The organism is Bacteroidota bacterium (genome assembly GCA_018831055.1).
Classification (GTDB): Bacteria; Bacteroidota; Bacteroidia; order Bacteroidales; family B18-G4; genus M55B132.
Genome location: JAHJRE010000031.1, coordinates 1 through 12,135, shown reverse-complemented (window position 1 = coordinate 12,135; position 12,135 = coordinate 1). Strand labels below are relative to the sequence as shown.

At 40.7% G+C, this 12,135-nt stretch carries 12 protein-coding genes; 4 read left to right on the top strand and 8 right to left on the bottom strand.

Going from position 1 to position 12,135, the window contains the following annotated elements; genetic code table 11:
* From KKA81_02220 to KKA81_02190, 7 genes are all read right to left on the bottom strand, one after another.
* On the bottom strand, positions 1 to 1,400 hold a 1,400-nt coding region (locus KKA81_02220; protein MBU2649726.1), incomplete at its 3' end, for an IS1634 family transposase.
* 504 nt (positions 1,401 to 1,904) lie between these two features.
* A complete protein-coding gene (locus KKA81_02215; GenBank protein ID MBU2649725.1) occupies positions 1,905 to 3,059 on the bottom strand; it encodes a thiolase family protein in 1,155 nt (384 codons plus the stop codon).
* Positions 3,060 to 3,085: 26 nt separating this feature from the next.
* Positions 3,086 to 3,532: an OB-fold domain-containing protein gene (locus KKA81_02210; GenBank protein ID MBU2649724.1), complete on the bottom strand. Its 447-nt coding sequence runs from the start codon at positions 3,530 to 3,532 to the stop codon at positions 3,086 to 3,088.
* A gap of 147 nt (positions 3,533 to 3,679) precedes the next feature.
* Complete coding sequence (locus KKA81_02205; protein MBU2649723.1) at positions 3,680 to 4,018, bottom strand: hypothetical protein; 339 nt, start codon at positions 4,016 to 4,018, stop codon at positions 3,680 to 3,682.
* A gap of 229 nt (positions 4,019 to 4,247) precedes the next feature.
* Complete coding sequence (locus KKA81_02200; GenBank protein MBU2649722.1) at positions 4,248 to 5,009, bottom strand: transposase; 762 nt, start codon at positions 5,007 to 5,009, stop codon at positions 4,248 to 4,250.
* On the bottom strand, positions 5,006 to 5,491 hold the full coding sequence (locus KKA81_02195) for a transposase (protein ID MBU2649721.1): 486 nt from the start codon (positions 5,489 to 5,491) through the stop codon (positions 5,006 to 5,008). Before KKA81_02195 ends, KKA81_02200 begins: the two co-directional genes overlap by 4 nt.
* 340 nt (positions 5,492 to 5,831) lie before the next feature.
* Positions 5,832 to 7,190 (bottom strand): phenylacetate--CoA ligase family protein, encoded by a 1,359-nt coding sequence (locus tag KKA81_02190; protein MBU2649720.1) that lies wholly within the window; start codon positions 7,188 to 7,190, stop codon positions 5,832 to 5,834.
* A gap of 944 nt (positions 7,191 to 8,134) precedes the next feature.
* Here KKA81_02190 and KKA81_02185 point away from each other — a divergent pair.
* The 4 genes from KKA81_02185 (at position 8,135) to KKA81_02170 (ending at position 11,613) form a co-directional block, all read left to right on the top strand.
* Complete coding sequence (locus tag KKA81_02185; GenBank protein MBU2649719.1) at positions 8,135 to 8,698, top strand: TetR/AcrR family transcriptional regulator; 564 nt, start codon at positions 8,135 to 8,137, stop codon at positions 8,696 to 8,698.
* Positions 8,699 to 8,820: 122 nt separating this feature from the next.
* Positions 8,821 to 10,026 (top strand): hypothetical protein, encoded by a 1,206-nt coding sequence (locus tag KKA81_02180; protein ID MBU2649718.1) that lies wholly within the window; start codon positions 8,821 to 8,823, stop codon positions 10,024 to 10,026.
* A 229-nt stretch (positions 10,027 to 10,255) separates the two neighbouring features.
* A complete protein-coding gene (locus tag KKA81_02175; GenBank protein MBU2649717.1) occupies positions 10,256 to 10,495 on the top strand; it encodes a hypothetical protein in 240 nt (79 codons plus the stop codon).
* Between the two features lie 233 nt (positions 10,496 to 10,728).
* Complete coding sequence (locus KKA81_02170) at positions 10,729 to 11,613, top strand: acyltransferase (GenBank protein ID MBU2649716.1); 885 nt, start codon at positions 10,729 to 10,731, stop codon at positions 11,611 to 11,613.
* 66 nt (positions 11,614 to 11,679) lie between these two features.
* Here the strand turns inward: KKA81_02170 and KKA81_02165 are convergent, their stop codons facing one another.
* A complete protein-coding gene (locus tag KKA81_02165; protein ID MBU2649715.1) occupies positions 11,680 to 11,928 on the bottom strand; it encodes a hypothetical protein in 249 nt (82 codons plus the stop codon).
* Positions 11,929 to 12,135 lie beyond the last annotated feature (207 nt).

Here is a 12,135-nt window from a genome sequence, read left to right as displayed (position 1 = left end):
GCGGTTTTCTTTCTGCCGGTCGGAAATATGTTTAGCACTTCGCGAATGCCGGCAAGCTTCTCATGAAGCATATTGACTGACATGGGCAGATCCGCTTGCTGGGTTCTTGTCATCATCAATGAGCGCAGCAGCAATGAGAGGGAGCAGTAGAAGCCATGAACCATGATCATTTGATCGGTCCAATGGTACATGGGCCACCAGGTTCCGGTTTTACGGTCTTTCATCTGCTTGAACACATCTTCGATGATGTACTGACTCCGATAGGTGATGATGATATCGGCGGTAGGCCAGTCATGATTATCAGTGATGATGATGTTTTTTCCCAGATAGGTGTCGGCGAGGGCGGCAAAGGCATCACTATTGAGGTTGTAGTCAAGGGTGGGAAGACCCTCATGATCCCCAATGGTGGTGTCGATCAGTTTTTTCATGTCTTGGCCGGATAGCGCCGAGGCCACTTGTGTTTTGATCGATTCCCGGGTGGGCGGTTTTCCTCTGGTCACCCTTCCGGCAATTCTGTCTTCCAGCTTGGTGGCGATACCCTGTAATTTGCCGAGGGTTTTGTTAATCTCATTATTGATTGATGTAATCTGGGCATTGTAGAGATTGTGGTTGAAAGAGACCACGACCGTCATCTCTCTGCCGTATATTGTCTTTTTGGTGCGAAAGGCTTTGACCTGATCCAGTTTTGGATGGGTCAGCGTCTCAAAGCAACCATCACTGTTGGAGATGAAGGCCAGATCTTTATGATCGTCCGGTTTGACCGAGCCCACAAAGTGAAAGCCGGAATCTTCAGCGAATCGGTCCAGGTTGTCCTGGGAGTTGTTGCCTTTGTCAAAGACGATGGTCATGCCACTGCTGTCGGGTTTCCGGCTCTCAAATGCATCAAAGAAACTCTCGATGAGTCTGCCAAAGGCTTTCGAATCATGCTGGTTGCCTTCAAAAACATCAAAGTACAAAGGGAAATGATCCCTTCGGGTGCAAAACAGTGCATAGTTGATCTGCCTGAGGTCACGTCGTCCTTGCTTGTTCTTTCCCCTTTTCGCCAGCGAACAGCGGGTATTGAATGAGCCGATGAAGGTGTAGAAGTTGGTCCCGTCAAAGGAAGCGCAGGATAAGTCGATCTGTTCTTTGTCCAAAACGGAATTGATGAGTTTCATCCATGCATTGCGAATATGGGTTTCACTGATCATCGACAGGTTATCCCAGAAGCGCTGTGAATTGAGTGATGCCTGGTCGACGTCAGGAAAGGCCCGCACCAGAATGGTATCCTGAAACCAGTTCCACATGGAATGTTTACTGACCGCTTCGATGCCCCGGTTAATGGCAGCCAGGGTCAGGTAAAATCCAATGGATAGTCCCTGCTTGCGTTTAGGGAGGACGCTGTCAAGAATGTGAATCATATCGGTCCGTTCGACAGTATTCAAATAGGCGGCAGGTCCGCCCAGCTTGAAGATCTCCGCATACTCCGGCTGTTGCGGTGTACCTTCAACCGCCTCAATGATTTTCGGCAGGGGGCCGAGATATTTCTGCCACTTTCTTTTGGGTCGCCCATTAATGCGTTCGCTCTCTTCGGCGTAATAATAGGTGATGCCTTTAATGCGCTTGCGAGTCAGATATGCCATATGATACCCCCTCTGATCATATAATCGGTCCTGTTAGGGGGGTACACTATTAATTTATGCCATTTTATGTCAATAAAAATAAGCTATTATTAGCATTTTTCAGTTAGGGGGTACTTAAGCAAGGCATATTTATCTGATATCATGAAATTTCAGGCTATGTGTCAAAAATAATTCGTAAACTCACGCTAGCAGGTACATTTTTATATTAGCGAATCTAACTATTCCACCGCCACTTGAATAAACCGTGCTGGAGCCAAACTTTTGGTGTGCTTATAGGGGATTCTATTTTGTCAGAATACCAATGGTAACAGCTCCTGGCTCGTAACCATCACCAATTCCACCGCCGTTATGAGCTAATCCAATCCTGGCATTTTCAACCTGTCGAGATCCGCACTCTTCCCTTAATTGCCAAGTCAATTCCACAAATTGCGCAACTCCTGTTGCCCCTAATGGATGACCCTTTCCCAAAAGACCGCCGCTTGAACTGACAACCACTTCTCCTCCGTAATCGCATAGACCTTCGTCAATAAAGCGACCCCCTTCACCTCTTTTACATAATCCCAGATCTTCATAGGCTATCAGTTCCAGCGTAGTAAAATCATCATGCACTTCAACAACATCCAGGTCTTCCGGCCCCACACCTACTGATTCATATGCCTGTTTGGAAATCGTTTCAAAGCATGTAAACTGACTAAGACTACCTTCTGTTCCCTTGTATTTGGCTGAAGATTGAATTAACGCAGCCAGTTTGATTGGTTTACCGGTATACTGTCTGGCAACGGCAGCATTAGCGAGGATCACCGCTGCCGCCCCATCACTCTGGGGGCAACATTGGAGTTTTGTGATAGGGTCACAAATCATCCGGGAATTCAGCACTTCTTCCAGCGTAATTTCTTTCTGGAATTGTGCGTAGGGATTTTTGGCAGCATTTCTCTTGTTTTTTACTGCAATTTTGGCAAACTGTTCTTTAGTCGTGCCGTATTCATTCATATGAGCTTTTCCGGCCAGTGCCATGATTGCAGGCCCAAAGGCTCCCGCAATATCCTGGTTTAAATTTGTTCCGGGTGGAGGTGAGATCAGTCCCGACAGTGCCATGGCGCTACCGGAAGCAGCCATAAAACTCCAGCATTCCGCTCCAATCACAATGGCTGTATCATGAATTCCATTTCCGATAGACTCGTATGCATCCCTTAATGCGCTCGAACCACTGGCACAACCATTCTCATGATTAAAAGCAGGGATTCCGGAAACTCCAATCTGAGCCAGAATCATTTGAGCGCAATTGGGGGGAGATCCTACATTGCCACAATATGCGGCCTGAATCTTCCTATGGTTAATCCCGGCATGATCAAGAGCTGCCAGACAGGCTTCCTTGCCCAACTCGTAAATATTCTTTAATGGTAGACGTTTGCCATTGTACAACCCGAATCTTGTCATTCCCGCGCCTATTATATATACATCCCTCATTTTGTCTCCTGCTGCACGGGTTGAAAAGCATATCCGATAACCTTCTCTCCTTTCATATTAGTAAACAGTTCAGCAATTATGGTCTCAACTTCCATTCCGCATCTGACATCTTCAATACCGCAGTTTTTTATCTGGGCCAAAATCATCAGGTGATTATCTTCCCTGACTTTTACAACTGCTACGATGCCCGGCACCTGATATCCCGGTACAGCCTGCCGTACTACGGTATAGGAATAAACCAGTCCGGCATTACTCAGTAATACGTTATCCATATTGGTCCCATCACATTTCCCGCATAGCACCTTTGCAGGAAACGCCCTATCTCCGCATTTCGTGCACAGGCTTGCAATAAGTTGCGGTTTTTCTTCGGGAGAAGAGGGAAAGCGAACTATCCCCTCTTTCAAAAGCACTTCCCCCTCTTTAAGCTGTTTCTCGTTTTCCATATCAACCATTTATATTCTCCATTTTGATCATATGCCTGAATTATCATTTTTTGAATTTCTAAAATGTAAGGGGGTAAATCAGATAAGAGATGCTAAAACAGTGAGATCCGAAAAAGGACTGTTAGATAACAAACACAAGGTACGGCACTAGATTTTAGTGCCAACCTTATGCGCCCCGTCCATCGCGTCATTTATTTCACCTGCTTGTACCGCATCTCCTATCTGGTAAATTTCTGCAATTTCAGTTTTTAATTCCTTGTAAAGACCATCATTACATTTTCTACCCAGCGAAACAATAAACGTGTCGTAAGGGATGGTTTCTGTTTCACCCTTTCTATTCTCAAGGATAACTTCAATGGGGTTTATTTGCACAAGTTTCATTCCCGTCATCACTGTAGGATTGTTTTTCTTTCGAACCGGAATATCGCCGGCTCCCTTGACGAGATCAACATCTGTAAGCCTTTTTAATATATAGGTTCTTCTCAAAGGAACTATGTTCGTGGCTATCTCTTTTCCCTTTCCAAAAACAACAACATTCTTGCCTTCCTCAGCCAGAGCAATTGCCAGTTCCGATCCATACCCCAGACCCTTTTAAGTAACAAATTAATTTCAATCAGCCATAATAAGCTGTAATTCTAAAGATTTTACTTGGTTTTTATAATATTTGAGTTTCTGGTTTTGGTACCCTTTTTGTTCATTAATAAAAACTGATTCATCATAAATCTAGCTTCTCTTTCACAATTTTGTAAAATATTCGAGCTAATTTATGTGCTGTTGCAGTAATTGCTTTAGGGGCTCCGCTACGTGATTTTATTTTCCGATAAAAGTCACCAAGGTACGATTTACTGTGACTCAATGATAGAGCGGAAAGGCGAAAGGCTTGGGCAGCTTTATTACTCGTTTTTTTCGTCCGGGAGGATAATATTCGTCCTCCACTGATTTTGTTTTGTGGCGATAAACCAAGCCAAGAACAAAAGTGTTTTACCGTTGGGAATTTATCCAAATTTGAGCCAATTTCACTGAACAAGGTCTGGGCAGTAACGACACTGATACCGTCGACACGAGTAAGATCAGTTCCAAAAATTCTATACATATGCCCTTGAAGGTCAAATAAAGGAGAATTACCAGCCTTGCGCTGTTTTGGTCCGAGTGTAGGTAATGAATCCGAATTCTCCTGATCAATAGTAGTTTTGGATTCAAAGTCCTTTAATCTTTTTTCGATCTCTTTATCGCAGTCATAAATCTGTTGATGGCAAAACTGATAACTCTCTAATGATTGCCGCAGGGTAAAAAGGTGTTCTTCGCGATAATGACCGGTCAAAGATTTTATAATCGTTTTTTTAGACGCTTTGATTTTATTATTTTTGAGTTCTGCAAGCTTTTTTGGATTGTGATTTCCACTCAAGATCGAGTTGATAATTTTTAAGCCTGTTACACCTGTAATGTCAGAGATAACATTGTGAAGATGGATATTCATTCGTGTGAGGGCTTTTTGCATGTGTTGAACAGGCTAGACGCTGCCTTGATCAAAGAGTCTCTGTGACGCAAAAGGGATCTAATAACAACGACACTATCCTCTGGAATATAGGAGCTATCGAGAAGCCCTACAGTATGGAGATATTGTAGCCACTGGGAGTCTTTGACATCTGTTTTGCGTCCTGGAACATTTTTAACATGTCTGGCATTGACCAAGTACTGCTCAAAACCATAACTCTCGAACAGTTGATAAATCGGAATCCAGTATACGCCTGTGGATTCCATAGCTATAGATTCAACATTATGTTCTTTCATCCATTTCGCAGCTTCATGAAGATCGTCGGTAAAACAATCAAAACGTCGGACAGAGTTTTCACAGCACTCTTCAGGAATGGCAATATAGATTTCTTTCGCTCCGATATCAATCCCTGCAGCGTTAAGATGAATTGTTCTCATTGGTTTTGTTTGGTTTTTCTTTTTCATAGTCAAGCCAAGTTAGAGACGATGGCTGGATCGTGAGTTTGATAGTAATCTTTTAAGCGGAATAAAGAGCTGAATTTAAGCTACAACTCTTTTTACCAATATTTTGACCACAGGATACAGAACCACGCTGAATAACGGGTTTCCATCAGTATGATGGATAACACCAATATACGTTCAGCCTACTTCACATCGTCAGATTTAAATGTGAGGATTGCTGAATTCACGGACTTTGCCAAGTCCATGTTACTTTCCATTTTGGGCGGACTCGCCTGTTGGAACGCTGAATAATTACATTTTTCCCAATGTCGGCCTTATTTTAGTGCATCCAGATGTGACATCTTTATTTTTCTTCATATCGTTTTTCAAAAGTTTCTCCTTTATAGTGGCTTCGTTCGAGATTGCCCGCCTCTTCCCAAAGTATCTCAGGCCTGATTCTAAGCTTATTGCTCATAGCGTTAACTATCTCATTTTCCAACTCAGCCAGTTTATCACCACCTATACCCTCGGCATGTTCTACACGTATTTTCAACGGTGGTACCACTCTTGGTGGTTTTTCATCAAGTACGATGCGCAACTCACCAGTCACACGTGGAAGAAAACTATTTATTACGCCTTTGATATGACCGGGATATACCATAACTCCCTTGACTTTAAGCATATCGTCCGCCCTGCCGATAACTTTGTAACGGAATCCACTTCGTCCGCAAGGACAAGGGTCGGTAAAAACCTGATGGATATCCCCGAGGCTTTGACGAATCAGCATCATTCCATCTCCCTCCAAAGTAGTAAAGACGGCTTCACCTTGAACTCCATTTTCTATGGGGATTGGATTCTTGGTATCAGGATCCACTAATTCGTAATAACACAGGTCATCTCCCATCCAATGCATACCCTGGTATTCATCATGATCACAGGAAAATCCAAATCCCGCGCCCGCATCGAATATTTTGCATTTATAGGCATTTTCCAGTTTGGCTTTTACTTCCGGGATACCAGCACCTGGCTCACCACCACAAATCAGCGCTTTGAATCCAAGTTCACCGACCGGCTTACCCAGAACCTTTGGCGCTTGTTCAATCAGGTATTCCGCCAGAGATGGCGTTCCCATATAAACCGTACCCTGAAAAAGACTCTGGATCATCAAGATGCGCTCACTTTTGGCTTCTGCTCCCACCGGCAACATCATGCACCCGAGCTTCTGTATACCCATCATACTTGGAACCCCCGCTAATACCATGGACAAAGCGAAACTATACAATATGCGGTCGTTCCGACGAATTCCAGCTCGCCATGCTCCTCGGACCATGCTCTCTCCCCATAAATTCTCTATATCGAATTTGGTCAGAGGGTAGGGCGTTGGAACCCCGGTTGTACCGGTTGTTGTTCCCATATAATCGAGATCATCAACACTGATGGGCATAATCTGATCCAGGACTTTGAGAAAATCTCCACCAAACTCAACAACAAGAGCCCGTAGGGACTCCTTATTGAACAGGGATACCTTATCCTTAAACTCTTCCATGCTGCCTAATGATTCCGGATCAAGCTTACGTTCTTTCATCATTTTGGAATAAAAAGGGGCATTTGCCTTTAACCGAGTCAGCAACTTCTTTAGTTTATTCAACTGTAGTTTTTTGATTTCAGGAGTATTGAACAACGGTTCAATATCCATATTCCAATAAGGACGTTCTTTATCCATGGTGACTCCTTTGGGGAAATTATGAAAAAAATCTCTTCTGATTGATATGTATCGAGAATTCAAAAACGTACAATATACTTGGCAGAGTTTTTAATTCCAACCATCTTAATTTCCGTTAGATTCGCTACAACTTCTGGAAACTCCATTACATGTAATCATACATAATGGCATTTCAATACTTGATTTTGCAAAACTCACACCATTATTACCGTAAATGTAAAATACTGATATATATGCCAAAACGTGAAATTTTGGAGGAGCCTTACTGCAGACTGTTTTCATAAAAACACTAAATGTCTTTATTGAAACAAATACTGTTTCGGCAGGGACTTCTTGCTCGAAGGGTTTTCCCCATGGGGTGAAAAAAGAAACCATCTGAATCCAGTGCAGTCAAATCGATTTCAAAGCTTAATGGTTTACAGCACAGATACGAGTGGAAACAAGTAGCATAATCCAGTTATTCCTGGTCGGTTCATTTCTGCGTCTTCGTTATATCACGAGGGATAGTTGTGCCATCTGTTGGAATTTGCTCCCGCTTTTCATCCAAAACTTACGAAATATTCCCTCAAAAAACACAATTTGAGTTACCTCTTTCAATTTATCGGCAGGAAAATGTCTCTATTTTCGGCTCGATGCTATTTTGACGATACACAATTCCATTTCACACTGACCCGGTACAAATGCTTGTATACTTGACACTCATGGGTGGTTACTAACTTTTATTCTACAGGGGGGTTGACTTAATTAAAATACTCTAATACTAATATACATTCACAGTATTGAAGTACTGTTCTCGTATCTTGTCAGATAATTCAGTTGTCACCAAGCCGATTACATTTTTCAGGTGGAACCATAAATCTAAAGATGAATGCTTATAATATCAATTACATTGAAAAGAAAGTAATTGGTTGAAGATGGAATAAAATATTTTACAGGTCAAAATTATGGATGAAAGAGAAAAACGCATTTTTAAAAGCGCCAGAGAACTGTTTTTTAGATACGGATTTAAAAAGACCAGTCTCGATGAAATTATCAGCCATGCAAAAGTTGGAAAAGGAGCGATATATGAGTTTTTCAAAAATAAAGAGAAATTGTTTAAGTCTGTTGTAATAAAAGAATATGATAACTTATTCAACAGCCTAAACGAATTGATGGCTTCCGAAATCGATCCTGGTGAGAAGCTATTAATGTATGTTTACGCAAGAATTAAATACATTAAAGAGGTAATCGTTACACAAATTGCAGTTCGTGAAGTATTTGAGGAGTTAAAATCCACATATGACCAAATGTTTCCTATAAACATTAAAGAGGTGGAGATCCTTGGTAGTATTCTTGAACATGGGCAACGAAATAATATATTTAGGTTAGGAAATACTGAGGAATACGCAAAATTGATCTCGGAAATTATTCAGAGGTTCGAGATGTCGTGGATTAAAATGAAATCTAAAGAAGCTGAAAAGAAAATAGAATCGTTATTTAGACTTTTATTGGATGGTCTACTTGTTTGAAATACTTTGATTACTCTGGCAGATAGAAGTCATGAATTACGGCCTCATAATTTTTCAAAAATGAAGTAAGGATCACCGTTTAAAAACCTAATGCCAGTCTTTTCTGAAACTCTTAAGGTAACATGCTGCAATATTTAAGTTTATTTAGGATTGAAATATATCAGTTTGTTCTGTTTTTCACCCTCTATTCTTTTGCTGGATGGGTAATTGAGGTTATTTACAGATCAATTGCGCAGAAAAGATTTATCAATGCAGGGTTTCTTTTTGGAACCTTCGTACCTGTTTATGGTTTGGCCGCATGTTCAATAATTGCCTTAAGTCATGTTTTAAAGGATGAAAGTATTTATGTTCAAATATTTGTGTATGGAACGCTACCTACTGTGATTGAATTTTTCGTTGGCATACTGAGCGAAGTACTGTTTGGCTTAAAACTTTGGGATTATTCTGAAAATAAGTTTAATCTGATGGGTAGGATCTGCTTATCATTCTCTACGGGTTGGGCAATTCTTACCCTGGTTATGATCACTGTAGTTCATCCGGTTGTTTATAGATGGGTCGGTATATTTGATGAAAAGACAATGGCGATTACATCGGCTTTAATTGTTATCTATTTCACGGTTGATTTTGTGTTTTCCATGCTGCATTTAAAAGACTTTTCCCGAAGGATATCCTATTTGGTTTCAGACTATTTTTCACTTACCCATGCTGAGATTGAAAGGATATTAGGCTCATTTAACAGAATACTGGAGGCTTTCCCTGATCTTAATAAACAGCTTAACGAAGAAATTAATACGGTCTTAAAAAGACGGGTTGATATCTTCTTCAACACAATAAACCTTAAAATAAATGGAATAGTACAGGACCGAAAACCGGAAGAGAAAGAGTATGACGAAATTGCGAAGGATATACTCGATAATCCTAACTTTTTAAAGTTACAGAACTATTATCATCACGACTCATCCATTTTGGATCATGTAAAAAAAGTATCTTACCTCTCATACAGGATCGCAAAATATTTGAAACTCGATTATCGGTCCGCAATCAGGGGGGCCCTGTTACATGACTTTTTTCTCTATGACTGGAGAGATCACCATGAGCCCGAATTGGCAAAAGAGAAACTTCATGGATTTGCACATCCAAAAATAGCCTTAAAAAACTCAGAAGAGAATTTCAGTATCAATGAGATAGAAAAAGATATCATAATAAAGCATATGTGGCCCCTTACGCTTCGTCCTCCGAGATACAGGGAATCCTTTGTCGTGACATTCGCAGATAAATATGTCTCATCCAGGGAATTTATTAATAAATATAAAAAGAAGATCAAGTGATATCACAATCACAATTATGAGGGACTTGGCCGTAGCCTTTGAGGAGGCTGCATTTTCTGCTCAGTCACACAAGTATTGCCCGTGGAAAACTTTTCTGAGGCAAATTTGTTTTTTTTAACTAACAACAGGCCCAAACACCATTTCGGTAAAATATTTCAGGAGTTTTCATGATGGCTAGATTTTCAGAGTTTGTGGTCAGATTTAATAAGGACATAATACTGGTAACTCTTTGTATAACATTGATGTTTGGTTTTTTTTGAAGGACTTGATGATAAATGCGGACATTATAAGCTATTTCCCCAGGAGTGATCCTGCAGTAGACCTGTTCAACCAGATTGGAGAGAACTATGGAGGCAACTCATTAGCAATTATCGCAATCGGAACGGATGATATTTTCAATGCGGATACAATTGCGACTATCTATGATTTAACAACAAGGACCGCAGTTTTAGGAAATAGAAAAACTTGATAGAAAACTTTTCCCAAAAGATCTGGTTGCAGGTTAATTGGGAAAATATAAACGAAATATTGATCATATTCTGTGGCATTACCCACTCATATAAGTACAGAAAATAGTATCGGCAAACCAAAACCGTTATCCAACCCTATATCTGTTGATGTGGTCTGTAATCCACTAATCATACCAAATAAAGGTATTCAACCTTTTTCAATCTGGTAAACCAATATGAATAAAGGATCAGAATGACAGTAATATTTAACAACTTCCGTGGAGTTATTTCGACAACTTATCTGGGCATAAATACTCTATTCTGGGTATCACCCTTGTTTATCGTTACTTTTTTCAGGCTGATAATACCTTTTAAAAAATGGGGCATGTTTTGCGGCAGAATTGCCGTATTGATCGCTGAAAACTGGGTCTATTTTAATAACATAGGATTATTAGTGACTCGAAATATGGAATTCGAACTGGAAGGTATTGAAGAACTGGACCGGAAAGGATCGTATTTGGTGATTTCCAATCACCAATCCTGGATAGATATTCCGGTCCTTCAAAAGGTGTTTTACCATAAAATACCTTTTTTAAAATTTTTCTTAAAAAAAGAGCTCATCTGGGTCCCTTTTTTAGGTCAAGCTTGGTGGGCATTGGATTTTCCGTTTATGAAGCGATATTCACCTTCATTTCTGAAAAAAAATCCCCACTTAAAAGGGAAGGATTTCGAAATAACCAAAAAAGCCTGTGAAAAATTTAAAGATATGCCGGTCTCGGTGATGAATTTCATTGAAGGGACGCGATTTCGAAATGAAAAACATAAAAGACAAAAGTCTCCTTATAAAAACCTGTTAAGGCCGAAAGCCCATGGAATAAGCCTTGTTTTATCTACAATGGGGGATCAATTGGACTATATTTTGGATGTCACAATCTCTTATCCGTATGGGACCCAAGAGATTTGGTCCTTCCTCTGTGGTGATGTCAATAAAGTCCGGGTAAAGGTTCAAAAAATTCCAATATCAGGTGATATCCTATGTAACTATTCAGAAGACAGAGAAGACAGAATTAGGTTTCAAAAATGGTTGAATGGCCTCTGGGAAAAAAAGGACGAATATCTGGAAGGATTAAAAACCTAAGGAGGCCTTGATTCGCTTAAAATCAAATAATGCGGGCAGAAGTGCCGGATAAAATCAATTCATTTTTCACATCAATTCCATCCTTTTTGTCAAACCAAAAACATAAGTAAAACCAGATGTACAGATAAGAGCGAATCCTGCGATCAATTGCCAGCCCCAAAAATTTCCGGAACGGTCGGCAAGCTGTTTAACAAAACCGGCACTAGCATCGTTCGCCATTCCTTCTCCCTTGAAGGCCCAGTGGTCCTGGGCGCTGGTGTCCAGCCCCATGATTACGGCCTTTTCGATATTGGCGTCATCCATATGCTGGATCATGCCCTCGATATCTTTGGGAAAATTTCCGGCTTCACCCGAAAATGTTTGGCTTAGGTTTGCGGTGAGTAACCTGAAAATCGGATAAAGCGTACACTATTTGCTTTCTATTTTAATAGCACAATAGTGTTAGCAAGCTGTCATTGTATAGATCTTTCTAGTCTTTTCACCATAGACCGTATCCATTTATAGGCGTAAATATCGCCTTTG

What these genes read in the sequence shown, in the direction of transcription:
- KKA81_02215 (MBU2649725.1), bottom strand. Translation starts at nt 3,059, where the DNA reads ATGACAAGATTCGGGTTGTACAATGGCAAACGTCTACCATTAAAGAAT.
- KKA81_02210 (MBU2649724.1), bottom strand. Translation starts at nt 3,532, where the DNA reads ATGGAAAACGAGAAACAGCTTAAAGAGGGGGAAGTGCTTTTGAAAGAG.
- KKA81_02200 (MBU2649722.1), bottom strand. Translation starts at nt 5,009, where the DNA reads ATGAATATCCATCTTCACAATGTTATCTCTGACATTACAGGTGTAACA.
- KKA81_02195 (MBU2649721.1), bottom strand. Translation starts at nt 5,491, where the DNA reads ATGAAAAAGAAAAACCAAACAAAACCAATGAGAACAATTCATCTTAAC.
- KKA81_02190 (MBU2649720.1), bottom strand. Translation starts at nt 7,190, where the DNA reads ATGGATAAAGAACGTCCTTATTGGAATATGGATATTGAACCGTTGTTC.
- KKA81_02185 (MBU2649719.1), top strand. Translation starts at nt 8,135, where the DNA reads ATGGATGAAAGAGAAAAACGCATTTTTAAAAGCGCCAGAGAACTGTTT.
- KKA81_02180 (MBU2649718.1), top strand. Translation starts at nt 8,821, where the DNA reads ATGCTGCAATATTTAAGTTTATTTAGGATTGAAATATATCAGTTTGTT.
- KKA81_02170 (MBU2649716.1), top strand. Translation starts at nt 10,729, where the DNA reads ATGACAGTAATATTTAACAACTTCCGTGGAGTTATTTCGACAACTTAT.
- KKA81_02165 (MBU2649715.1), bottom strand. Translation starts at nt 11,928, where the DNA reads ATGATCCAGCATATGGATGACGCCAATATCGAAAAGGCCGTAATCATG.